At 67.7% G+C, this 24,042-nt stretch carries 21 protein-coding genes; 9 read left to right on the forward strand and 12 right to left on the reverse strand.

Annotated features, from left to right (window positions below; all coding sequences use genetic code 11):
- Positions 1-12: 12 nt before the first annotated feature.
- The 6 genes from gyrB to dnaA all read right to left on the reverse strand — a co-directional run bounded on the left by gyrB (position 13) and on the right by dnaA (position 9,119).
- A complete protein-coding gene (gene gyrB, locus ACTWQR_RS03805) occupies positions 13-2,100 on the reverse strand; it encodes a DNA topoisomerase (ATP-hydrolyzing) subunit B (protein ID WP_443225424.1) in 2,088 nt (695 codons plus the stop codon).
- 286 nt (positions 2,101-2,386) lie between these two features.
- Positions 2,387-2,935 carry a DUF721 domain-containing protein gene (locus ACTWQR_RS03810; RefSeq protein WP_443225425.1) on the reverse strand — a complete coding sequence of 183 codons (549 nt, stop codon included), beginning with the start codon at positions 2,933-2,935 and terminating at the stop codon, positions 2,387-2,389.
- Positions 2,932-4,056, reverse strand: coding sequence for a DNA replication/repair protein RecF (gene recF / locus ACTWQR_RS03815; RefSeq protein ID WP_443225426.1), 1,125 nt, complete (start codon positions 4,054-4,056; stop codon positions 2,932-2,934). Before recF ends, ACTWQR_RS03810 begins: the two co-directional genes overlap by 4 nt.
- 91 nt (positions 4,057-4,147) lie before the next feature.
- Entirely contained in the window at positions 4,148-5,023 is an 876-nt protein-coding gene (gene gnd, locus ACTWQR_RS03820; RefSeq protein ID WP_443225427.1) for a phosphogluconate dehydrogenase (NAD(+)-dependent, decarboxylating), read from the reverse strand.
- 128 nt (positions 5,024-5,151) lie between these two features.
- Positions 5,152-6,282 (reverse strand): DNA polymerase III subunit beta, encoded by a 1,131-nt coding sequence (gene dnaN, locus ACTWQR_RS03825; RefSeq protein ID WP_165259156.1) that lies wholly within the window; start codon positions 6,280-6,282, stop codon positions 5,152-5,154.
- Between the two features lie 977 nt (positions 6,283-7,259).
- Positions 7,260-9,119, reverse strand: coding sequence for a chromosomal replication initiator protein DnaA (dnaA, locus tag ACTWQR_RS03830; protein WP_443225428.1), 1,860 nt, complete (start codon positions 9,117-9,119; stop codon positions 7,260-7,262).
- 398 nt (positions 9,120-9,517) lie between these two features.
- On the opposite strand from dnaA, the gene rpmH reads away from it, so the two are divergent.
- The 9 genes from rpmH (at position 9,518) to ACTWQR_RS03875 (ending at position 16,563) form a co-directional block, all read left to right on the forward strand.
- Positions 9,518-9,655 carry a 50S ribosomal protein L34 gene (gene rpmH, locus ACTWQR_RS03835; RefSeq protein WP_006381191.1) on the forward strand — a complete coding sequence of 46 codons (138 nt, stop codon included), beginning with the start codon at positions 9,518-9,520 and terminating at the stop codon, positions 9,653-9,655.
- 19 nt (positions 9,656-9,674) lie between these two features.
- The gene (rnpA, locus tag ACTWQR_RS03840) at positions 9,675-10,046 is read left to right on the forward strand and encodes a ribonuclease P protein component (protein WP_443225429.1); all 372 of its coding nucleotides are present in this window, start codon (positions 9,675-9,677) and stop codon (positions 10,044-10,046) included.
- A complete protein-coding gene (gene yidD, locus ACTWQR_RS03845) occupies positions 10,043-10,408 on the forward strand; it encodes a membrane protein insertion efficiency factor YidD (RefSeq protein ID WP_443225430.1) in 366 nt (121 codons plus the stop codon). Before rnpA ends, yidD begins: the two co-directional genes overlap by 4 nt.
- 3 nt (positions 10,409-10,411) lie before the next feature.
- A complete protein-coding gene (gene yidC, locus ACTWQR_RS03850; RefSeq protein WP_443225431.1) occupies positions 10,412-11,698 on the forward strand; it encodes a membrane protein insertase YidC in 1,287 nt (428 codons plus the stop codon).
- 15 nt (positions 11,699-11,713) lie between these two features.
- Positions 11,714-12,223 (forward strand): Jag family protein, encoded by a 510-nt coding sequence (locus ACTWQR_RS03855; RefSeq protein WP_443225432.1) that lies wholly within the window; start codon positions 11,714-11,716, stop codon positions 12,221-12,223.
- 135 nt (positions 12,224-12,358) lie between these two features.
- Positions 12,359-13,075, forward strand: coding sequence for a 16S rRNA (guanine(527)-N(7))-methyltransferase RsmG (rsmG, locus tag ACTWQR_RS03860; protein WP_443225433.1), 717 nt, complete (start codon positions 12,359-12,361; stop codon positions 13,073-13,075).
- A gap of 372 nt (positions 13,076-13,447) precedes the next feature.
- Positions 13,448-14,521 (forward strand): ParA family protein, encoded by a 1,074-nt coding sequence (locus ACTWQR_RS03865; protein ID WP_443225574.1) that lies wholly within the window; start codon positions 13,448-13,450, stop codon positions 14,519-14,521.
- The gene (locus tag ACTWQR_RS03870; RefSeq protein ID WP_443225434.1) at positions 14,518-15,621 is read left to right on the forward strand and encodes a ParB/RepB/Spo0J family partition protein; all 1,104 of its coding nucleotides are present in this window, start codon (positions 14,518-14,520) and stop codon (positions 15,619-15,621) included. The genes ACTWQR_RS03865 and ACTWQR_RS03870 overlap by 4 nt, the downstream gene beginning before the upstream one ends.
- 324 nt (positions 15,622-15,945) lie before the next feature.
- Complete coding sequence (locus ACTWQR_RS03875) at positions 15,946-16,563, forward strand: GNAT family N-acetyltransferase (RefSeq protein WP_443225435.1); 618 nt, start codon at positions 15,946-15,948, stop codon at positions 16,561-16,563.
- 145 nt (positions 16,564-16,708) lie between these two features.
- Here ACTWQR_RS03875 and trxA read toward each other — a convergent pair whose 3' ends face one another.
- The 6 genes from trxA to murJ all read right to left on the reverse strand — a co-directional run bounded on the left by trxA (position 16,709) and on the right by murJ (position 24,006).
- Positions 16,709-17,041 carry a thioredoxin gene (trxA, locus tag ACTWQR_RS03880; protein WP_033321301.1) on the reverse strand — a complete coding sequence of 111 codons (333 nt, stop codon included), beginning with the start codon at positions 17,039-17,041 and terminating at the stop codon, positions 16,709-16,711.
- A gap of 42 nt (positions 17,042-17,083) precedes the next feature.
- The gene (trxB, locus tag ACTWQR_RS03885) at positions 17,084-18,055 is read right to left on the reverse strand and encodes a thioredoxin-disulfide reductase (protein ID WP_443225436.1); all 972 of its coding nucleotides are present in this window, start codon (positions 18,053-18,055) and stop codon (positions 17,084-17,086) included.
- 195 nt (positions 18,056-18,250) lie between these two features.
- Positions 18,251-19,186 carry an anti-sigma factor family protein gene (locus ACTWQR_RS03890; protein ID WP_443225437.1) on the reverse strand — a complete coding sequence of 312 codons (936 nt, stop codon included), beginning with the start codon at positions 19,184-19,186 and terminating at the stop codon, positions 18,251-18,253.
- Positions 19,183-19,896 (reverse strand): RNA polymerase sigma factor SigM, encoded by a 714-nt coding sequence (sigM, locus tag ACTWQR_RS03895; RefSeq protein WP_443225438.1) that lies wholly within the window; start codon positions 19,894-19,896, stop codon positions 19,183-19,185. The genes ACTWQR_RS03890 and sigM overlap by 4 nt, the downstream gene beginning before the upstream one ends.
- Positions 19,897-19,923: 27 nt before the next feature.
- Positions 19,924-21,651: a serine/threonine protein kinase gene (locus ACTWQR_RS03900; protein WP_443225439.1), complete on the reverse strand. Its 1,728-nt coding sequence runs from the start codon at positions 21,649-21,651 to the stop codon at positions 19,924-19,926.
- A 117-nt stretch (positions 21,652-21,768) separates the two neighbouring features.
- A complete protein-coding gene (gene murJ, locus ACTWQR_RS03905) occupies positions 21,769-24,006 on the reverse strand; it encodes a murein biosynthesis integral membrane protein MurJ (RefSeq protein ID WP_443225440.1) in 2,238 nt (745 codons plus the stop codon).
- Positions 24,007-24,042 lie beyond the last annotated feature (36 nt).

Raw genomic sequence — 24,042 nt, forward strand, 5'->3', positions numbered from 1 at the left:
GCTGAGGCCGACTCAGATGTCGAGGAAGCGGACGTCCTTGGCGTTGCGCTGGATGAACGCGCGGCGGGCCTCGACGTCCTCGCCCATCAGGACCGAGAACAGGTCGTCGGCCTGGGCGGCGTCGTCGAGAGTCACCTGTCCGAGGACGCGGTGCTCCTGGTCCATCGTCGTGATGCGCAGCTCCTCGGCGTTCATCTCGCCGAGACCCTTGAATCGCTGGACCGAGTCCTCGCGGATGCGCTTGCCGGACTGCTTGCCCAGCTCGATCAGAGCGTCGCGCTCGCGGTCCGAGTACGCGTACTCGAAGTCGTCCCGGCCCCACTTGATCTTGTACAGCGGCGGGCGGGACAGGAACACGTGGCCGGCCTCGACAAGCGGCCGCATGAAGCGGAACAGGAAGGTCAGCAGCAGCGTGTTGATGTGCTGGCCGTCGACGTCGGCGTCCGCCATCAGGATGATCTTGTGATAGCGGAGCCTCGCGATGTCGAAGTCCTCGTGGACTCCGGTGCCGAAGGCCGAGATCAGTGCCTGGATCTCCTGGTTCTGCAGGATCTTGTCGATCCGCGCCTTCTCGACGTTGAGGATCTTGCCTCGGATCGGGAGGATCGCCTGGTACTCCGGGTTGCGGCCGGACTTGGCCGAGCCGCCGGCGGAGTCGCCCTCGACGATGAAGATCTCGCACTTGACGGGGTCGTTGGACTGGCAGTCGCTCAGCTTGCCCGGCAGGGACGCCGTCTCCAGCAGGCCCTTGCGGCGCGTCAGGTCGCGGGCCTTGCGGGCCGCCACGCGCGCGGTGGCCGCCTGGATCGACTTGCGGATGATGTCCGCGGCTTCGTTCGGGTTGCGGTCCAGCCAGTCGCTGATGTGCTCGTGGACGACCTTCTGGACGAATGTCTTCGCCTCGGTGTTGCCCAGCTTGGTCTTGGTCTGGCCCTCGAACTGCGGCTCGCCCAGCTTGATCGAGATGATCGCCGTCAGCCCCTCGCGGATGTCGTCACCCGTGAGGTTGTCGTCCTTCTCGCGCAGCAGCTTCTTGTCGCGCGCGTACCGGTTGATCAGACCCGTCAGAGCGGCCCGGAAGCCCTCCTCGTGCGTACCGCCCTCGTGCGTGTGGATGGTGTTGGCGAAGGAGTACACACCCTCGCTGTAACCGGTGTTCCACTGCATCGCGACCTCGAGGGAGAGCATGCGCTCCTTGTCCTCGGCCTCGATGTCGATCACCGTCTCGTGGACGACGTCTCCCTTGCGGGAGTTGAGGTACTTCACGAAGTCAACGATGCCGCCCGCGTAGTGGTACGTGACGGTCTTGACCTCGGCGATCTCGTCCGCACCAGCCTCGTCCGCACCCGCCGTCGCCTTCGCCGACTCGCGCTCATCAGTGAGTTTGATCGTCAAACCCTTGTTGAGGAACGCCATCTCCTGGAAACGCCGTGACAGCGTCTCGAAGGAGTAGTCCGTGGTCTCGAAGATGTCGCCGTCGGCCCAGAAGGTGACCGACGTACCGGTCACTTCCGTGGCCTCGTGCTTGGCGAGCGGAGCCGTCGGGACGCCCAGCTTGTAGTCCTGCGTCCAGCGGTAACCGTCGGTCTTGACCTCGACGGCCACCTTCGTGGACAGCGCGTTCACGACGGAGACACCCACGCCGTGGAGACCACCGGAGACCGCGTAGCCACCGCCACCGAATTTGCCGCCCGCGTGCAGCACGGTCAGCACGACCTCGACGGCCGGCTTGCCCTCGGACGGGACGATGCCCACCGGGATGCCGCGGCCGTTGTCGACGACGCGCACGCCACCGTCGGCGAGGATCGTGACGTCAATCATGTCCGCGTGGCCGGCCAGCGCCTCGTCGACTGAGTTGTCGACGACCTCTTGCACGAGGTGGTGCAGTCCGCGCTCACCGGTCGAGCCGATGTACATGCCGGGTCGCTTGCGGACCGCGTCCAGACCCTCGAGGACGGTGATGGCGCTGGCGTCGTACGCCGTGGCCATGACCTCGCCGTTCGAGGTGATGGCCTCGGCGTTGACGCCGGCGTCGGTGGACGGGATGTTCTCGTTGGGGTTGCCGGAATCGGCCACGAAGCGCCCTTTCTGGCACAGCACAAGCCAAGCTCCTGGCGGGTGGCCGGAGCGGCTGCAGCGTGTTGCGTTGGTAAGCCTTTGTCAGCGTTGCTCGGTGTGTCCCACAAGTGGGGCGGGATTAGCTTCCAGTCTACCGGTAGCGCCGACAGTGATGGGGGTTTGCCGGTACCTGAGTCCGCATGTGCCGCCCTGAACCGGTCTCCACCGACTCCCCATATGCGGACCTAGGCTCAAAGAGGCGCAGAGCGGCACTCAGCGCTTCGAGGTGTCAACCCCCCGCTACCGAGGGCATACCGGCCGGTCTGCCTCACCCGTAGGTGTCGCCGGGACCTGTGCTGCCGGGCGCGCGCAGGGGGCCGAAGCGGCGGGCGGGCCCAGCGGGGCCCTGCACCTTGATCACCCTCACGGTGCCGTGGCCGAGGTCCTCGTTCAGGCGTGCCACCAGCTGCGGAGCGAGCAGCCGCAACTGCGTGGCCCAGGCCGTCGAGTCACACTGCACGATCAGCACACGCTCGTCCTCGTCGTACTTCTCCGGTACGCAGTGGTTGGCCAGGTCGTCACCGACGATCTGCGGCCAGCGGCCCATGACGCCGCCGACGGCGGCCGGGGTCTCCCAACCGCGCTCGGTGATGAGCCGGTTTATGGCGGAACCGAGCGCCATCGGGTCGCGCCCGTCGGCGTGCGCGCCGGAGCGCAGGCCGCCGCGCCGCGCCTGCTTCTTCTGCCGCGCCGCGTCCCCGCGCGCGCGGGCCTGTTCCTTGGCGGCCCGCAGAGCCACGCGGGCGAGGTCCACGCCGGAGGGCTCGGGGCCAGACGGCTCGGGCGCCTTCTTCGGCTCAGGTGTGTTTTCGCTCATACGCGCTCCACCGTGCCCTCCGACACGGCGTACCGCGCTCCCGTCAGTACGTCCGGTACGTCGTCGTCGACCGCGGCCGTCACCAGGACCTGCTCTCCGGGGGCCACGAGTTCCGCGAGACGTTCTCTTCTGCGCGTGTCCAGCTCGGCGAACACGTCGTCGAGGACCAGCACCGGCTCGTTGCCCTCGGCCCGCAGGAGGTCGTACGAGGCCAGGCGCAGAGCGAGCGCGTACGACCAGGACTCGCCGTGTGACGCATATCCCTTCGCGGGCATCTCACCAAGCTTGAGTAGCAGCTCGTCCCTCTGCGGGCCGACCAGAGTGAGGCCCCGCTCGATCTCCTGCTTACGGGACTCCGCGAGGGCGGCCATCAGCTGCTCGTACAGCTCCTCGCGCGTGTGGCCGACGATCTCGGGCGAGGAGGGCTTGTACTCCAGGGCCACAGGACCGCCGCCGGGCGCCAGCTGCTCGTACGCCTTGTCGGCCAGTGGCTGGATCGCGGCGACCAGATCGAGCCGCTGAGCGAGCAGCTCGGCGCCCACGCGCGCTAGATGCTGGTCCCACACGTCGAGGGTGGACAGGTCCATGGTGCGGCCGCCGTGGCGGCGCGCCAGCGCGGCCGATTTCAGGAGTGTGTTGCGCTGCTTCAGGACACGGTCGTAGTCCGAGCGCACGCCCGCCATGCGCGGGGCGCGCGCGGTGATCAGCTCGTCGAGGAAGCGCCGGCGCTCTCCCGGATCGCCCTTGACCAGCGCGAGGTCCTCGGGGGCGAACAGCACGGTCCGTACGATCCCGAGCACGTCACGGGGTCTGACCTGCGAGGACCTGTTGATGCGGGCGCGGTTGGCCCGGCCGGGATTCAGCTCGAGCTCGATGAGCTGCTGACGCTCGCCCTGCCGGACGTTGGCTCTGATGATCGCGCGGTCGGCGCCCATCCGTACGAGGGGAGCGTCGGACGAGACACGGTGGCTGCCGAGGCTGGCGAGATAGCCGACGGCCTCGACGAGATTCGTCTTGCCCTGCCCGTTGGGGCCCACGAACGCGGTGACGCCCGGGTCGAGCGGGACCTCAACCCGGGCGTACGAGCGGAAGTCGGCCAGCGACAGATGCGTGACGTGCATGGTCGTTCGCCGACCTCCCCCAGAGATGTGGATCCGCGGAGCGGACCTGTGGATTACTTCTTCTCGCTTATCAACGGGCTTCTCGACCGGTCTACTTCTTCTCGACCGCGTGGCCCCCGAACTGGTTCCGCAGCGCCGCGATCATCTTCATCTGCGGAGAGTCGTCCTGCCGGGACGCGAACCGCGCGAACAGCGACGCGGTGATCGCGGGCAGCGGCACCGCGTGGTCGATGGCGGCTTCCACAGTCCAGCGGCCCTCGCCGGAGTCCTGTGCATAACCGCGCAGCCCCTCCAGGTGCTCGTCCCCGTCCAGGGCGTTGACGGCCAGGTCGAGCAGCCAGGAGCGGATGACGGTGCCCTCCTGCCAGGAGCGGAAGACCTCGCGCACGTCGGTGACCGAGTCGACCTTCTCCAGGAGCTCCCAGCCCTCGGCGTAGGCCTGCATCATCGCGTACTCGATGCCGTTGTGGACCATCTTCGAGAAGTGCCCCGCGCCCACCTTGCCCGCGTGCACGGAGCCGACGTCGCCTTCGGGCTTGAGGGCGTCGAAGACGGGCTGGACCTTGGCGATGTTCTCGGCGTCACCGCCGTACATCAGCGCATAGCCGTTCTGCAGGCCCCAGACGCCGCCGGAGACGCCGCAGTCGACGAACCCGATGCCCTTGGCCGCGAGCTCCTCCGCGTGCTTCTCGTCGTCCGTCCAGCGCGAGTTTCCGCCGTCCACGACCACATCACCGGGCTCCAGGAGCTCGCCGAGCTCGTCGACGGTGGACTGGGTCGCCGCCCCGGCCGGGACCATGACCCACACCACACGCGGCCCCTGGAGTTTGCCCACAAGCTCCTCAAGACTGTGGACATCGGCGAGGTCCGGGTTGCGGTCGTATCCGATGACGGTATGGCCTGCGCGGCGTATGCGCTCGCGCATGTTGCCGCCCATCTTGCCGAGGCCGACGAGACCGAGCTCCATCAGGTGGTTCCTTCACTAGCGACGTGGCGGGAGGGCACTTTCGTACCTGCGTCCGAGCCTAAACCCGGACGCTCCCGCACACCTGTGGGCATAGCCGCTCAAATGTATGCCCCGACCTGTGGTCTTCGTCAGCCGCTGAGGCGCACCGGCATGATCAGGTACTTGTACGCCTCGTCCGCCTCCGCGTCCACGGCGGGCTTGCCGCTGAGGAGCGCCGGCTTGGTGGACGTCGTGAAGGACAACTGCGCGACCGGGGAGTCGATGGCGCTCAGGCCGTCCAGCAAGAAGGTCGGGTTGAAGGCGATCGAGACGTCGTCGCCCTCCAGCTGGGCGTCGACCCTTTCCACAGCCTGTGCATCGTCGCTGGAACCGGCTTCCAGGATCAGCACACCCTGCTCGAAGGAGAGCCGCACCGGGGTGTTCCGCTCGGCCACCAGGGCCACGCGCTTGACGGCCTCCACGAAGGGGGCGGTCTCGATGACGGCGATCGAGTTGAACTCCGTCGGGAACAGCGAGCGGTACTTCGGGAGGTCGCCCTCCAGCAGGCGCGTGGTCGTACGCCGTCCCGCGCCCTCGAAGCCGATGAGACCTTCGCCCGCGCCGGAGCCGGACAGCGCCAGGATCACGCTGTCGCCGCTCGTAAGGGCCTTGGCGGTGTCCAGGAGCGTCTTGGCGGGCACCAGGGCGACCGCTGACGCCTCCGGGTTCTCCGGCTTCCACAGGAACTCACGGACCGCGAAGCGGTAGCGGTCGGTGGAGGCGAGCGTGACCGTGTCGCCCTCGATCTCGATGCGTACACCGGTGAGGACGGGCAGCGTGTCGTCGCGGCCGGCCGCGATGGCCACCTGGGCAGCGGCGGAGGCGAAGACCTCGCCGGGGACGGTGCCGGTCGCCGAGGGCATCTGTGGCAGCGCCGGGTACTCCTCCACAGGCAGCGTGTGGAGTGTGAAGCGCGAGGATCCGCAGACCACCGTCGCCCGTACACCGTCTGTGGAAATCTCCACCGGCCGGTTGGGCAGGGCGCGGCAGATGTCGGCGAGGAGGCGGCCGGAGACGAGCACCGTGCCTTCCTCGTCGATCTCGGCGTCCACAGAGACGCGTGCCGAGACCTCGTAGTCGAAGCTGGAGAGACTCAGCGCGCCCTCCTCCGCCTTCAACAGGAGGCCGGCGAGCACAGGCGCCGGCGGACGGGCCGGGAGGCTGCGTGCCGCCCAGGCCACTGCCTCCGCGAGTACGTCGCGTTCCACCCGGATCTTCACCGTTGCCGCCTCCGTCTGTTGCCGGCGCTCTCGCCCTGCTTCGCCTTCGTCGTCTGACCCGGTGTCGCTCAGCCCACCGATGGGCAGGACACCGGGGACCAGTCTGACGCACCGCACTGACAGTCGGTGCCCCTCGGGGTCAAGTCGTTCCGAGCTGCACCTGAGGCTCCGAGCGAGAGTTGTGCACAGCCCCTTCTTCGAATCGATTCCCAGACTCTCTCTAGTTGGGAGTAGTAGTAGGGGCTGTGGATACCGTGGATAACCGCGTATTCGCAGGTCAGTGCCGATTTTTTGTCCACTGGCCCTGTGGGCGGCGGCGGTGGACAACCGGGGTGCGCTGTGGACGGAGAAAAGTTCTGCACACTCGATACACAGACTCGGGGCACTTCTCCCCAGCGCCGTCCCCAGCTTTACCCACGTTCCCCACAGCCCAACCAGGCACCTTTGTGTGACGCCTTTCACTCGACGCGGTGAGAGGGCCCGTCACGTTGCCGAACAGTGGACAGCGGTGTGGAGAAGCCGGGGATCGCTGGGGACAACGGGCTCCAGTCTGTGGGCCATCGGTGGACAACTTCCTGCACAGCCTGTGGATCTTCTCGTCGTCCACAGGCTGTGGAGATCGTTCGTCCACGAATCCACAACCGGCTGACCTGGCTCGATCTTCCTTCAGCGGCGCGCCTTGTGGACACGATCTGGACAACTTCCCAGTCCCCAGGGTGTGGACGCGAGAAAGTCCCGGAATCTGTGGAGGGCGGCCGTAACCGGGCGCGTATTCGAACAGTGGGTGCTCATCGGGTGGCCGCGGGGCGACTCTGGAACGGGTCCGGAACGGCGGAGACGGCCCGCAGGAGGCGTGTGCAACGCCGGCAGGCGGCGTGCTCGACAGCGGAGAGCACCCCGGATGTTTGCCGGAGACGACGAAAGGCGCCCTCGGGAACGCGTCCCGGGGCGCCTTCAGCGACGTACCGCCGTGGCTGTCAGCCGTTCTTGATGCGGTTCGTGAGCTCGGTGACCTGGTTGTAGATCGAGCGCCGCTCGGCCATCAGCGCGCGGATCTTGCGATCGGCGTGCATGACGGTCGTGTGGTCGCGGCCGCCGAACTGGGCGCCGATCTTCGGTAGCGAGAGGTCGGTGAGCTCGCGGCAGAGGTACATGGCGATCTGGCGTGCCGTCACCAGCACGCGGCTGCGCGAGGAGCCGCACAGGTCGTCCACCGTCAGCCCGAAGTAGTCGGCCGTGGCCGCCATGATCGCGGTCGCGGTGATCTCGGGGGCCGAGTCCTCGCCGCCCGGGATGAGGTCCTTGAGGACGATCTCCGTCAGACCGAGGTCCACGGGCTGCCGGTTGAGCGACGCGAACGCCGTCACCCGGATCAGCGCGCCCTCCAGCTCGCGGATGTTGCGCGAGATCCGGGACGCGATGAACTCCAGGACCTCCGGCGGGGCGTTGAGCTGCTCCTGTACCGCCTTTTTACGGAGGATGGCGATTCGGGTCTCCAGCTCGGGCGGCTGGACGTCGGTGATCAGGCCCCACTCGAAACGGTTCCGCAGTCGGTCCTCCAGGGTCACCAGCTGCTTGGGCGGCCGGTCCGAGGACAGCACGATCTGCTTGTTCGCGTTGTGGAGTGTGTTGAAGGTGTGGAAGAACTCCTCCTGCGTCGACTCCTTGTCCGCCAGGAACTGGATGTCGTCGACCAGAAGGATGTCCATCTCGCGGTACCGCTTGCGGAAGCTGTCGCCCTTGCCGTCGCGGATGGAGTTGATGAACTCGTTGGTGAACTCCTCGGAGCTCACATACCGCACGCGCGTGCCCGGGTAGAGGCTGCGGGCGTAGTGCCCGATCGCGTGCAGCAAGTGGGTCTTGCCGAGTCCGGACTCCCCGTAGATGAAGAGGGGGTTGTATGCCTTCGCGGGCGCCTCGGCGACGGCGACCGCGGCCGCGTGCGCGAAGCGGTTCGAGGCGCCGATGACAAAGGTGTCGAAGAGGTACTTCGGATTCAGGCGCGCAGTGGGCTCGCCAGGGCCCGTCGCTGGCGCCGGCTGCGCGGCCAGCGGTCCCGGCGCGCCGCTGGAGGCGGGCAGTGAGGAGCCGACGGGTCCGCCGCGGTGTACGTGGCCCGAGCCGGACGGCGGCTCGGGCCGCTCGCGGCGGTCCGGGCGCTGGTCGTAGTCGGAGCGCGGCTGGTCGTAGTCGGGCCGCTGCCGCTCGTAGGGCGAGCGCGCCGGCGGCTGCGGCCGGTAGTCCTGGGAGGGCGACGCGTATGGGTCCCGGTCCGGGAAGCCGAGCCGCTGCTGCTGCCAGCCGTAGTCGTCCTGCGAGGGCCGCGGCCAGGCGCCGGGGTCGGGGCGCTGGTAGTCGGGGTACGCGGGGCGGGCGGTCGGGAGCTGGTCACCGCGGGCGGGCGGCTGCTGGTCGGGGTGACCCTGGTGATCGTGCGGGCGGTCGTCGGCACGGTGGCGGCCGTACCCCCGGTATTCGTCGCGGCTCTGCGGAGGGTGCTCCGTGTCCTCGTAGCGCGGCTGGGACTGGGCGGGCGGCGCCGGCGGGGCAGGGGGCTCGCCGACGGAGTCGTCGACGGTGATCGCGATACGGATCGGGCGGCCGCACTCGCGGGTCAGCGTTTCGCTCACGATCGGCGCCAGGCGTCCCTCGAGGACGCCCTTCGCAAACTCGTTCGGAACAGCGAGGAGTGCGGTGTCCGCCACCAGAGCCAGCGGCTGGCAGCGCTTGATCCAGTGCTCGTCCTTCGCCTCGACTCCCTGCCCGCGGCCTTCACCGAGAAGTTGCTCCAATACTCGTGGCCACACTGCGGCAAGATCGGCAGGTACGTCAGCCACAGGGCACGCTCTCTCACGGGTCCCACGAACGTGTGGTTCTTGGGACGGATTGGGTTGGAACTCAGCTTGGGCGGGCGGAACGAATCAGATGGAGCAGGGAGAAGGGAACGAACCGAAGTCCAGCCACGGTAGTCAGGGCGACCCATGCGGTTCAAGTTGTTGTCCCCAGCCTGTGGATAGTGTCTCCTGGGCGGAGCCGGTTTGACCGGATGGCGTAGCCGCGCGTACCGTGACCAGGTCGAGTTGTCGATGGCTGCTGCCGCCTGCCTCCGATGGGCACAGGTCACGTCGAGTGATCGGGAAGCGGTGCACTCGGGCGTTAATACGAGCTACTCGTGGGCGCACGGTGACAGCCAAGGCGGCACCCCGCCACTACCGATACTTTCTGGAGCCCCCGAGTGAGCAAGCGCACCTTCCAGCCGAACAACCGTCGTCGCGCCAAGACCCACGGCTTCCGCCTGCGGATGCGCACCCGTGCCGGTCGCGCGATTCTCGCGAACCGTCGTGGCAAGGGTCGCGCCAGCCTGTCCGCCTGATCACTTAACAGGTCATGACGTGCTGCCTACCGAGAATCGGCTGAGGCGGCGCGAGGACTTCGCGACCGCGGTACGCCGAGGACGCCGGGCCGGACGCCCGCTTCTTGTCGTCCACCTACGTAGCGGTGCAACGGACCCGCACGCGCCTGGGGAGAGCGCTCCCTCGACGCGTGCGGGTTTCGTTGTCAGCAAAGCCGTGGGCGGAGCCGTCGTACGCAACAAGGTGAAGCGCAGGCTTCGTCATCTGATGCGCGACCGAGTGGCCCTGCTGCCCCCCGGTAGCCTGGTAGTCGTACGAGCGCTGCCCGCTGCGGGCGACGCCGACCATGCAGAGCTGGCCCGAGACCTGGATGCCGCCCTGGAGCGGCTACTGGGAGGGGGCGCGCGATGAAGTACCCACTGCTGGCTTTCATCAAGCTGTACCAGTGGACCATCAGCCCGTTGCTCGGGCCGGTGTGCAAGTACTACCCGTCGTGTTCGCACTACGGGTACCAGGCCATCGACCGCCACGGTGCGATCAAAGGGACGGCGCTGACCGCCTGGCGCATCCTGCGGTGCAATCCGTGGTCGCTGGGCGGTGTGGACCATGTCCCGCCGCGCAAGCGTCCGCGGTGGCACGAAATGCTGCGCAATACCTGGCGCGCACGCAAGGGCGGGAACTCCGCCGCCGAACCGGCCATCGAGAGGCATGGTATGTCCGACCACCCTTCGAGCCCGGCCGCCGAGACCCCGTCCCATGCTCAAGGAGCCTGATTAGTGGACACGATTGCCAGTATTTTCAGCTTCATCACGACACCCGTTTCCTGGGTCATCGTCCAGTTCCACTCGGTGTACGGCGCCCTCTTCGGCGATGACACCGGCTGGGCGTGGGGCCTGTCCATCGTGTCCCTGGTGATCCTGATCCGTATCTGCCTGATCCCGCTCTTCGTGAAGCAGATCAAGGCGACTCGGGCGATGCAGACGCTGCAACCCGAGATGAAGAAGATCCAGGAGCGCTACAAGAACGACAAGCAGCGTCAGTCCGAAGAGATGATGAAGCTGTACAAGGAGACGGGCACCAACCCGCTCTCCTCGTGCCTTCCCATCCTGGCGCAGTCCCCGTTCTTCTTCGCCCTGTACCACGTGCTCAACAGCATCGCGTCGAACGACACCATCGGCGTGATCAACAAAGATCTGCTGGAGAGCGCGCAGAAGGCGCATATCTTTGGTGCTCCGCTGGCCGCCAAGTTCACGGACAGCGCGAACAAGGTCGAAGCGCTCGGTGCTTCGCTGACCGACGTCCGGGTCATCACCGCGATCATGATCGTCCTGATGTCGGCGTCGCAGTTCTACACGCAGCGCCAGCTGATGACGAAGAACGTCGACACGACGGTGAAGACGCCGTTCATGCAGCAGCAGAAGATGCTGATGTACGTCTTCCCCATCATGTTCGCCGTCTTCGGCATCAACTTCCCGGTCGGTGTCCTCGTCTACTGGCTGACCACCAACGTGTGGACCATGGGTCAGCAGATGTACGTCATCCACAACAACCCGACTCCGGGCAGCAAGGCCCAGGCCTCGTACCTGGAGCGCCTGCAGAAGCATGTCCTCAACCACGGCAAGACCCGCAGCCGTGGTGAGAAGGCCATCGTCAAGGCGATCGTCGCCAAGGGCCGCGACCGCAACGAGTTCGAGCGCAAGTTCATCAACAGCCTTACCAAGGCGGGCCTGGCGGCCCAGTCCGACGGCACCGTGGTGAAGAGTGAGAGCGCGACCGTCGAGACCGAGGACGGCACGCCGACGGCGACGGGCGGCGCTCCCAAGCGTCAGCAGCCCAAGCGGCAGAGCAAGTCCCGGCGTCAGTCGGGCGGTGCCCAGGGTGCCGCCAAGTCGGCGGGCGACTCCGAGCCGAAGACCTCCCTCACCAAGTCCGACGAACCGCAGGATGCCAAGCCCGGGCCCAAGCCGGCGGGCGGCAAGTCCGCGTCCGGTGGCACCCGCAGCAAGGCCCAGTCCGGACAGCGCAAGGGCCCACAGCGGCCCAAGTCCCCGTCCAAGAAGTAAGAAGGAGTCCATCCCGTGACGGAAGGCACTACCTCCGCCGCCAGCGAGGGCGACACCCTGACCCGCCTGGAGCAGGAGGGTGAGATCGCGGCGGACTACCTCGAGGGTCTGCTGGACATCGCCGACCTCGACGGCGACATCGACATGGATGTCGAGGCCGATCGTGCGGCTGTCTCGATCATCAGCGACACCGGCGGCCGTGATCTGTACAAGCTGGTCGGCCGTGACGGTGAGGTGCTGGAGGCGCTCCAGGAGCTCACGCGGCTGGCTGTGCACCGGGAGACCGGGGACCGCAGTCGGCTGATGCTGGACATCGCGGGCTACCGGGCGAAGAAGCGTGAGGAGCTTTCCGAGCTGGGTGCGAAGGCCGCGGCGGAGGTCAAGAGTTCTGGCGAGCCGGTGCGCATGAAGCCGATGACCCCCTTCGAGCGCAAGGTCGTGCACGACGCGGTCAAGGCCGCGGGCCTGCGCAGCGAGTCCGAGGGCGAGGAGCCCGAGCGCTTCGTCGTCGTGCTCCCCGCCTGATCCAGCACGTCGTTGTCCCGGCCCCGTCTGTGTTCGCAGGCGGGGCCGAACTTTGTCAGCCTGATAGTCCCCGCAGTTCCTAGTCCTGGTAGTCAGCGCGCAGTGCGCTTATGCGGTACGGAAGGACGGTTCCCCGTGACGGAGGCAGCGGAGCTTCCCCCTGCGCCCGAGCAAGCCCGGGCAGTATTCGGCGATCGCTTCACAGACGCGGTTCGCTACGCGGAGCTGCTGGCGGACGCGGGGGTACAGCGGGGTCTGATCGGCCCTCGTGAAGTGCCCCGCCTGTGGGAGCGACACATGCTGAACTGCGCGGTGCTCTCGGAGGTGGTTCCCGAGGGTGTGACCGTGTGCGACGTCGGTTCCGGTGCCGGGCTGCCCGGCATTCCGCTGGCCCTCGTCCGCCCGGACCTGAAGATCACGCTGCTTGAGCCACTGCTGCGGCGCACGAACTTCCTCACCGAGGTGGTCGAACTGCTCGGCCTCGACCATGTCACCGTCGTGCGTGGGCGTGCCGAGGAGGTCCTGGGCACGCTGACTCCGGTCCACGTGGTGACGGCACGGGCCGTGGCACCGCTGGACCGCCTCGCGGCGTGGGGCGTTCCGCTGCTGCGCCCGTACGGGGAAATGCTTCTACTCAAGGGCGACACCGCGGAGGAGGAGGTCAAGGGCGCGGGGGCCGCACTGAGCAAGCTCGGCGCCGTGGAGACCTCCGTGCTCCACGTCGGTGAGGGCGTGGTGGAGCCGCTCGCCACTGTGGTGCGGGTTGAGGTCGGCGAGAGTCCGGGTGGTGTGCGCTTCGCCGCCAAGCGGGCGAAGGCGGCACGGACGGGGCGAGCCCGGCGGCGTCGCTGACGGTCGCCTCGGATGACGAGCGATCGGGATGCTTGGTGTCGGGTCGGAGGCTCGTTCACTGAACCGTCCTGACGACGAGACGTACTCCAGACAAGCTGCCAAACCTACGCATGCCGGAGTGTCGCGCGGTCACGGTCGAAGCCGCTGTGCATCGTGTTTCACGTGAAACGTCGCTCACTGTTGCATGGCATCATCGGTCGCGGCCGGGCTGAGGCCGAACCCCGCGACCGTAACCCCCTCGGATCCTTCGGATCTTTCGGAAAAAGACCCCCTCCTGGCGACAGCACATCCCCCGGAGAGGGAGCGGAGTTGTCCACAGAGGGGGATTTCTCCACAGAAGCAAGGGCCTCGCTGGTTCACGACCCCGAAGACATGGGAGGCTCTGTTCATTGCGAGCCTGAAGTCGAGGAGAGTGAATCCTTGCGGTCCGACGCCAACATCGCGGGACCGATGACCGATCCGGTCCCCGGTCCCCGTACCGAATCGATGGGGGAGGATGTTTCACGTGAAACACCGCCCCCGATGGACGACACTCCCATCGGTCGTGCTGCCCAATTGGCGGTGGAGGCTCTGGGCCGCGCCGGCGAGGGACTGCCACGGCCCGAGCAGACCCGTGTCATGGTGGTCGCCAACCAGAAGGGCGGGGTGGGGAAGACCACCACGACGGTCAACCTTGCCGCCTCGCTCGCTCTGCATGGCGGCCGGGTCCTGGTGGTCGATCTCGATCCTCAGGGCAATGCCTCCACAGCACTGGGCATCGATCACCACGCCGAAGTTCCTTCCATCTACGACGTGCTGATCGACAGCAAGCCGCTCTCCGAGGTCGTCCAGCCAGTCCCTGATGTCGAGGGTCTCTTCTGTGCGCCTGCCACGATCGATCTCGCCGGTGCGGAGATCGAGTTGGTATCCCTGGTGGCTCGGGAGAGCCGACTGGAGCGAGCGATCCAGGCGTACGAGCAGCCGCTGGACTACATCCTCATCGACTGCCCGCCCTCGTTGGGTCTGCTGACAGTCAACGCGCTCGTCGCCGGTGCGGAGGTGCTGATCCCGATTCAGTGCGAGTACTACGCGCTCGAGGGCCTGGGCCAGTTGCTGCGCAATGTCGATCTGGTGCGGGGGCACCTCAACCCGGATCTGCATGTGTCGACGATCCTGCTCACTATGTACGACGGCCGGACTCGCCTCGCGTCTCAGGTCGCCGACGAGGTGCGCAACCACTTCGGTGACGAGGTGCTGCGGACGAGCATTCCCCGCTCGGTCCGTATCTCGGAAGCCCCGAGCTACGGGCAGACGGTGCTGACGTACGATCCGGGTTCGAGCGGCGCTCTCTCTTACCTTGAGGCGGCACGGGAAATCGCGTTGCGCGGCGTCGGTCTGGCCTACGACGCGCAGCATGCCCACATGGGCGCACACAACGAACAGAGCATGGTGGAGGGGATCCAGTGAGTGAGCGACGGAGGGGGTTGGGCCGTGGTCTCGGCGCACTGATCCCTGCTGCACCGACAGGGGAGAAGGCGGCGCCACCGGCGGTGGGCGGAGCGTCCACGTCATCGGCGGCCGTGCCCGTGCTCACCGCAGAGCGTGGGGTGGCGGCAGCCAAGGTGGCCACTCTTCCGCCGCCTCATGTTTCACATGAAACCGAGGAGCCGTCGACGAATGGCTTTGCGGAGGCGCCGACAGCACCCGCCGGCGCTTACTTCGCCGAGCTGCCCCTCGACTCCATCACCCCCAACCCGCGCCAGCCCCGTGAAGTGTTCGACGAGGATGCTCTTGCGGAACTCGTTACTTCCATCAAGGAAGTCGGGCTTCTCCAGCCGGTCGTCGTACGGGAGTTGGGCCCGGCGCGCTACGAGCTCATCATGGGCGAGCGGCGCTGGCGTGCCTGCCGTGAGGCGGGGCTCGAGGCCATTCCGGCGATTGTGCGGGCCACGGAGGACGAGAAGCTTCTCCTGGACGCGCTTCTGGAGAACCTGCACCGAGCTCAGCTGAATCCGCTGGAAGAGGCGGCCGCCTACGACCAGCTGCTCCGGGATTTCAACTGCACCCACGATCAGCTGGCGGACCGGATCGGCCGGTCGCGCCCACAGGTCTCCAACACCCTGCGACTGCTGAAGCTCTCGCCGTCGGTCCAGCGCCGCGTCGCCGCCGGGGTGCTCTCCGCAGGGCACGCGCGGGCCCTGCTGTCCGTGGCGGACTCGGAGGAGCAGGACCGGCTGGCCCACCGGATCGTGGCCGAGGGGCTCTCGGTGCGGGCCGTCGAGGAGATCGTCACCCTCATGGGCTCGCGGCCGCAGTCGTCCCCGCGTTCCAAGGGGCCGCGGGCCGGCACTCGGCTATCCCCGGCGCTGAGCGATCTCGCGAGCCGTCTATCGGACCGCTTCGAGACCCGGGTGAAGGTCGACCTCGGCCAGAAGAAGGGCAAGATCACCGTCGAGTTCGCCTCGATGGATGACCTTGAGCGGATCCTCGGCAGTCTTGCTCCGGGCGAGGGGCCGGTTCTGCAGAAGAGCCTCCTGGACGACGACTCCGAGGAGACGGAAGCCTGAGTCTCGGCGGCTGGGCGATTCGGATCGTCCGATCAACAGAGCGGGCCGTGTCCGGTGTGTACCGGAACACGGCTCGCTCTTTGCTTTCTGACGGTATCGATGGAATCGCATCGTGGATACGATGCGTTCGGGTATGGCGCATTCACCTGGCAGCACCTTCTGTGGGGAGGCGGGGGCCATGCGAACGGTGAGCCGCACCGGACTGGTGAGCGCGGGTCTGGGGCTCGGCGCGGTCGGCGGGTTCGTCGGCAGCCTGCTCAGGGAACGGAGCGCTCTGACAGCCGCCCGCGACGCAGCGGGCGAAGGAAGCGAGGAACTGCCTTCATGGGGCGTCGGCTCGTACCGCTCACGCTGGACAACCTTCAGGACCTTCCCAAGCGCTGTCGCGCGTGCGTCTTCTGGGAGTTGGACCCAGTCAGCGGTCAGGCCGCGGTAAAGGCAGGCACACCCGAGCTGGAGAAGGAGGCGTGGATCTCCGCCGTCCTGTTGGAGTGGGGATCCTGCGGCCGGGTGGTGTACGTGGACGACGTGCCGGTGGGTTTCGTGCTGTACGCGCCTCCCGCATACGTGCCGCGCGCGACGGCGTTTCCCACGAGTCCGGTCTCCCCTGACGCGGTCCAGCTGATGACGGCCTTTATTCTGCCGGGCTTTCAAGGGCAGGGGCTCGGACGTGTGATGGTCCAGACGGTTGCCAAGGATCTGCTGCGGCGCGGTTTCAAGGCGATCGAGGCCTTCGGGGACGCCCGGTGGAAGGAGCCGGCGTGCGTCCTGCCCGCCGATCATCTTCTGGCGGTCGGCTTCAAGACGGTCAGGCCTCACCCGACGTACCCGCGCCTGCGGCTGGAGCTGCGGACGACGCTCTCTTGGAAGGAAGACGTGGAGCTGGCCCTCGACCGGCTGTTGGGAGCGGTACAGAAGGAGCCGGCACTGCGTCCTCTGTAAGAGCGCGCCCGGGTGCAGGCGCCCGCTCAGGCTTGTTCTTGAGGCCCCTCGCATCGGCCGCACATGCGGATGGGCCAACCCATCCGGGTTGGCCCATCCGTGTTTCACGTGAAACATCGCCGCACGTATGCGACGGCTTCTCGAACTACTCGGTGATGAAGTCCTCGAGGTCTCGCACGATCGCGGCCTTCGGCTTCGCACCGACGATGGTCTTGGCGACCTCGCCACCCTGGTAGACGTTCAGGGTCGGGATGGACATGACGCCGTACTTGGCGGCCGTACCCGGGTTCTCGTCGATGTTGAGCTTGACGACCTCGATCTTGTCGCCGTACTCGGCGGCGATCGCCTCGAGGGACGGAGCGATCTGGCGGCACGGACCGCACCAGGCGGCCCAGAAGTCCACCAGGACAGGCTTATCGCTCTTGAGGACGTCCTGCTCGAAGGAATCGTCGGTCACGTGCTTCAGGGTGCCGGCCACGGCGGGCTCCTTAACTGGTTGGTGCGGTGGGGCGGATGGGGGTCAGACAGTGGTCTTCTCGGGCTCCGCCGCTGCCTCGCTGTCCGCGATGGCGGAGAGGTAGCGCTCGGCGTCGAGAGCGGCGGAGCAGCCGGTGCCGGCCGCGGTGATCGCCTGGCGGTAGGTGTGGTCGACGACATCTCCGGCGCCGAAGACACCCGTCAGGTTCGTCCGGGTCGAGGGCGCCTCGACCTGGAGGTAGCCCTCCTCGTCCAGGTCGAGCTGACCCTTGAAGAGCTCGGTGCGGGGGTCGTGGCCGATTGCGATGAACAGGCCGGTGACCGGCAGCTCGGACATCTCGCCGGTCTTCAGGTTGCGCAGCTTCAGGCCGGAGAGCTTCTGGTCGCCCTGGATCTCGGCGACCTCGCTGTCCCAGACGAACTTGATCTTCGGGTCGGCGAAGGCGCGCTCCTGCATCGCCTTGGAGGCGCGCAGGGTGTCACGGCGGTGCACGATCGTCACGGACTTGGCGAAGCGGGAGAGGAAGGTGGCCTCCTCCATCGCGGTGTCACCGCCGCCGATCACAGCGATGTCCTGGTCCTTGAAGAAGAAGCCGTCACAGGTCGCGCACCAGGAGACGCCGCGGCCAGAGAGAGCGTCCTCGTTGGGCAGACCCAGCTTGCGGTGCTGGGAGCCCGTGGTGACGATGACGGCCTTCGCCTGGTGCACCGTGCCCGCAGTGTCCGTGACGGTCTTGATCTCGCCGCTGAGGTCGACCGCGACGACGTCGTCCGGAACGAGCTCGGCACCGAAGCGCTCGGCCTGCGCACGCATGTTGTCCATGAGCTCGGGGCCCATGATGCCGTCCTGGAAGCCGGGGAAGTTCTCCACCTCGGTGGTGGTCATCAGCGCGCCGCCTGCGGTGACGGCACCTTCGAACACCAGCGGTTTGAGCGACGCGCGCGCGGTGTAGAGCGCCGCCGTGTAGCCGGCAGGCCCTGATCCGATGATGATCACGTTACGGACGTCGCTCACGGCTTGATTCCTCGTCTCTGGAGACTGCTTCGTACTACCGGTGGGAGCCTCTCTCAGAACTCTCACCCCACCCAACGGATCCTAAGGGGCGCGCATTCCCACTGTGTCCGGGCACACTCAATTGCGTCACCGCACGAGGAAGCCACGGATCGCGGAGTGGCGGTTTCAGGGGGGCCTCGGCGGAGCCGAACTCGCTCAACTCCGCGGGTAGGAGTGCTGCAGGAGGACCTTGCCGACGGGTGGTGAAGACTTGCCCACACAGGCGGAGTCGACGACATAGGCCGCGACCCGTGTGGTGTCGGAGGCATCGGGCATGACCACGAGATACGCCTCCTTGCCTTCGTAGGAACCTTCCTTGGCAGCGAGGGGGGCTTGGTCACGGCCGATGCCCTGCTTGATGCAGTCGGGTACCGAGACTGCGTCAAGGATGCTCGGCTCTTCAGCGGACTCGGTGCCGTAGGGCTTCGTGGTTCGGGGACCGCCGTTCTTCTTCTCGCCCTTGAGGAGATTCGCGACCTGGCCCTCGAGCTTCTCCTCGGCGAACGTGTTGGCGGAGTCGCTCTGTTGCGGGGATACCGCCGAGGAACCGTTGCCCGAGGTATCGCTGCCCAGCGACTGGAGGAGCAGGCCGCCGAGTCCCAGTGCGGCAGCTGTGAACATGGCGCCCAGGATGACGGTCCCGCGGCGTCCACGACGCGGGCGGTTCGTACGACCGGGGCCGGTGGCGGCGCGAGGCCGGCCTGCGGGACGGTTCGCCGCAGCTGACGTTTCACGTGAAACATGCCTGCCGTCGTCCTCGTCGGACATCGAACGGGAGGCGTTGGCGGGCGCCGGGAGGTCCGTGGCACTGTGCGAGGCCTCGGCGTCGGGCGCCGTGGCGTTCAGCAGGGCCTCCGCGGCGAGGGCGGCATCGATGCGTCCTGCGACATCGGCGGGCATGCGCGGCGGGCCCGGCAGCGTGCCGAGCATGCCGCGGATCTCCTCCAGCGAGTCGTACACGTCGGCACAGAGCGCGCAGCCGTCCAGGTGCTGGCGCACATCCGCGGTACGGGAGGGCGGGAGCAGACCTTCGGTGAGGTCGGAGATCTCCGTGACTTCCGGGTGCCCGGCCGTGTCAGTCGTGGATGTCACGCTCGCCCACCTCCGCCCTTCACAGCAGCTGAATCGCTCGGTCCATCGTGTGCTCCCGCTGCGGGTGGGACGGATGCCCCCTGCGTGCGGTTCCGTCCCTCACCCGACTTCTTGCTGTCTCTGTCTCTCCCGCTGTCCGTACGCAGGTGTTTGAGGAGCGGGAGAAGTCTGGCTCTGCCACGCGCGCAGCGGCTCTTGACCGTGCCGGTCGGCACGTCGAGCAGGCTGGCGGCCTCCGCGACCGGGTAGCCCTGCATGTCCACCAGGACGAGGGCCGCCCGCTGGTCGGCGGGCAGAGTGTTCAGCGCCTGCAGCAGTTCGCGGTGCAGATCATTGCGCTCCGCCGGAGCCGAGGCCGACTCGTGCGGCTCCAGGAGCTGCTCGAGTCGTTCCGTGTCGTCCACTAGGGAGGTCTTCCTGGAGGCCGCCTTGCGGGCGCGGTCCAGGCAGGCGTTCACGGTGATCCGGTGCAGCCACGTCGTGACGGCCGACTGGCCGCGGAAGGTGTGGGCGGCCCGGTAGGCGGAGACGAGAGCGTCCTGGACGGCGTCAGCGGCCTCCTCGCGGTCGCCCAGGGTCCGCAGCGCCACCGCCCACAGCCGGTCACGATGACGCCGTACGAGCTCTCCGAAGGCATCGGGGTCGCCCTCCACGTGACGGGCAAGGAGGTCCTGATCGCTTACTTCGCTGTATCCGGCGTCGTCCGCCATCGGACCCCCTCCCCCCTAGGTGAGTGCTCAGCCTGTGAACTTCACGTCGGTGATGGCCTGCTTGTAGCCGGCGTCGCTGAACTGGTCGCCGGGCGCATACGGCAGGGCAGTGAACCACACCAGCACGTATTGGGTCTTCACGTTCTTGTCGACCTTCACCTTCGCGGTGCTGCCGCTCGTTGTCAGGGTGCCGATCTTCTGCATGGAGCTCAGCGACGTCGAGGAGCTCATCGAGTCCGTCGCGTACAGCGTGATCGTCGTGTGGTCACCGCTGAACCGGAGTCCTATCGATGCGGCAGAGATCTCCTGCTTCGAGCCGAGGTCGTAGACGATGCCGACGCCAGGCTTGTAGGAGGGCTCCAGCTTTGGACCGTCCACGAAGCTCTTGCTTCGCCAGTACGTCGAGCTGTCGCCGTCGTACGTCTTGTCCACGTCCTCTGGAGCTTGAGCGCCGCCCTTCGCGACGTACTCCTGGGCACCCTCGACGGTGATCGGCTTGACCGGCTTGGCCTTGTCGCCGTTCTTGTCGTTGTCGTCCGTCGTCCGTGTGTTGCCCGTGTCGTCGGACTTCCCCCGCTCCATGAGGGCGTCCGCCAGCTGCCAGCTGCCCAGGCCCAGTGCGGCGATCAGGAGCGCGGACACGGCCCACTTGAGGGCCTTGCCGGTGCGGCTCTGCAGCGGGGGCGGCGGGGCCGACACCGGCTGGGTGGTGCCTTGGTGAGGGGCCGGGCGGCCGTAGCTGCCCTGCTGGTACGTGGTGCGCTGGTACTCCGGCGGCGCTGTGAAAGCGGGCTCCGGCGGACGGATGCGGGGCATCTCGCCGACTGCCTTCACCAGCTCCTCCGGCGTCGTGCACGGAGGCTCTTGGCGGGACGCGGTCGCGCCGTCGTTGACGAGCGCACGCATCGCGAGCTCCGACAGGCCGCGGTGCACACCTGCCCGCACCTGGTCGGGGGCGATGAGACCGACACCCTTGGGCAAACCGGAGAGGCCGTACGCGTTGTTCTCGTACGGCCATCGCTGAGTGAGCGCGGCGTACAGGAGCGCGCCGATCGCCTCCGTGTCGGTGCGCTGCGGGGTGTCCGAGCTGATCCCGCGCAGGGCGGCGTTCACGGCGAGCCCGCGGATGCGCCACTGGCCGGACGAGGTGCGCAGCACGGCACCGGGGGTCAGCTTCAGATGTGCCAGCCCCTCGCGATGCGCGGCGGCCATCGCCTGGGAGACCTGGCTGACCATCTGGTACGCCTCGTGCACTTCCAGCGGGTTGGAGGCCAGGAGCGCCGTCAACTCCGTGGCGTCCGGCAGCCACTCGTGCACCACATAGACGAGGTCGTTCTCCTCGACCGCGTCCAGGACCTGGACGAAGCGGGGATCGCCCAGCAGGGCGGAGGAGCGGGCCGCCGCCAGGACGGAGCGCGCTCGCGGATGGTCGGCGGGCAGTAGATGCACGCCGACCGCGCGGCGGAGCTTCTCGTCCACCGCACGCCAACTGCTGAAACCGTCCAGACGGGTGACGCACTCCTCCAGCCGGTAGCGTCTGGCGAGCTTGTGACCGCTGTGCAGCTCGGGCGGTGAGGTCTTGTCGGGGCTCTCGTCCCCCACGCTCCCCTGTTCCTCTTCGCTCTCCGAGCTCTCCGTGTCCCGCTCCAGGTTCTGGGCCACCCCGTCGGCCGTGGACTGGTCCGCCTTAGCGGTCAGCGGCTCGTCACCGCTGTTGTCTGCCACGTCGACGGCAGCTGTGCTCCGTTCCGCCACCGTCGTTCCTGCCTCCCCATCCGTTGCGCGCTCTCCAACGCCAAAGCCAATTGTGCCCACAGTCCGCCCCTATGCACGACACGCGGTTGCGGACGATGGTTGTGCGCGTACCCCGCCTCAGCGCCCGAGGCGCCCCCGGACCATGCCGACCATTCCGTTCAGCTCCTCGATGCGCATCCGCCGCGCCGCGACGAAGAAGACACCGAGTAGTACGACGCCACCGCCGAGCAGGGCGGCGAACGAGCCGCCGACCCCCTGTCCCAGTGTGTGGCCGATTCCGTAGACGGCCGCACCGCTGAGCAGCGCGGCCGGCACCGACGCGATACCGAGCCGAGCGTACGTGCGCAGGACGCGGGCGCCGTCGAGGTCGCCGCCCAGCCGCTTGCGCAGCCGGTTCCACGCGACGCCCACGCCGATCGCGTAGGCGAGGCCATACGAGGCGGCCATGCCGGCCACGGCCCAGCGCGGGGGAAGCAGGAGGAAGCAGAGTGCTGAGGCCCCGGCGTTGACGGCGGCCACGATGACCGTGTTGTAGAACGGGGTCCGGGTGTCCTCGTACGCGTAGAAGGCGCGCAGCACGACGTACTGCACGGAGTACGGGATCAAGCCGAGGCCGAAGGCCATCAGCATGTAGCCCATGTTCGTGGCCGCGCCGGTGCCGGAAGAGCCGAAGATCAGCGTGCACATCGGGATGCCGAGCGCGACCAGGCCGAAGGAGATGGGCACGATCGCGACAGCGGTCGTCCGCAGCCCCTGGGAGATGTCGTCCCGGACCGCACCACTGTCGCCCTCGTGGGCCGAGCGCGAGAGCCGCGGCAGCAGGGCGGCCATCAGCGAGACGGTGATGATGGCCTGCGGGAGGCCCCAGATGAGTTGGGCGTTGGCGTAGGCGCTGAAGCCGGTGCCGGGGATATCCGTGTCCGCGACCGCCGAAGTGGCCAGCTGGATGACGAGGAGAGCGCCCGCCTGGTTGGCGAGGACGAACAGGATCGTCCACTTGGCGAGCATTGCGGCCTTGCCGAGACCGTGGCCCTTCCAGTCGAAACGCAGCCGCAGCCGGAACCCGGTCTCGCGCAGGTACGGGATCATCGCGAGGGCCTGCACGACAAGGCCAAGCAGCACGCCGATGCCGAGCAGGCGCTGGCCTTCCGGCGGGATGTTCTCGACGACCATCCCGGAGTTCGCCGAGGTGCCGTACACCCAGAGGAACAGACCGAGCGTCACGATGATGACGATGTTGTTGAGGACCGGGGTCCACATCATCGCCCCGAACTTGCCGCGGGCGTTGAGGATCTGCCCCATCACCACGTGGATGCCCATGAAGAAGATCGAGGGCAGGAAGTAGCGGGTGAAGGTGATGGCGACGTCGTTGGCCGCGGGGTCATTGGCGACCGGCACCGACAGCGCGCTGACCAGGAGCGGCGCTGCGAACATCGCGAGCGCGGTGAGCACACCGAGCGCCACCATGACGAGGGTCAGCAGGCGGTTGGCGTAGGCCTCGCCGCCGTCGTCGTCATCCTTCATGGCACGCACCAGCTGCGGTACGAAGACTGAGTTGAGGCCGCCGCCAACGGTCAGGATGTAGATCATCGTAGGCAGCTGGTACGCGACCTGGAAGGTGTCGCCCAGGAAGTTGGTGCCCAGTGCCGCGACGATCAGCGCCGAGCGGATGAAGCCGGTGAGACGGGACACCATCGTGCCGGCCGCCATTACGGCGCTCGACTTCAGCAGGCCCGACGCGCGCCCGCCCTTCTTCGCCGCGTGCGCGGGGGGCTCGGATGCCGGCTCCGAGGGCTGGGGCTCTGATGCCGGACCGTGTCCCGCGGGTGGTGCGTGTGCTGGCCCTGGCACGGACGGGGGCTCCAACGGCGACTGTGCGCCGCTCTGCTGCTGGTCCCGGAAGAGATACGCGAAAGCGTCTGGCTCGTGCCGCTCCTCGCCGGCCTGGGTCACCAGGTCGTCGACGCCGACGAATTGGGTTGTACGGGCGTCGTCGCCGTACGGGAGGTACTGCGTGGGGCCGTCGGGCTCGGGCGCCGGGGTCTGCGCCCACACACGTGGATCGGGGGCGTACGGGGACTGCGGCGGCTGGGCGTAGAGCGGCGGCTGCGGCTGATACGTGCCGGGCGGCGGCGGGGGATGCGCGGCACGGTCGTAGAGCGCCTCGGCGACGGGGTCCTGGGCGGAGAGGTCCTGCGCCCGGTAGGGATCCTGGGCGTAGGCGTCCTGGAAGTACACGTCGGCGGGGGGCTGCGGAGGAACCTCGCCCGGTTCCGGCGGGCCCTGCGGCGGGCCGTCGGGGTAGCCGGAACTCCCCGTGCCCTCACCGCGGTCACCGTCGTACGGCGCGTTCATGGTTACCCCACCTCATCGTCCCCGGGCCCACCGGCC

The organism is Streptomyces sp. 2A115, from assembly GCF_052245575.1.
Taxonomy (GTDB): domain Bacteria; phylum Actinomycetota; class Actinomycetes; order Streptomycetales; family Streptomycetaceae; genus Streptomyces.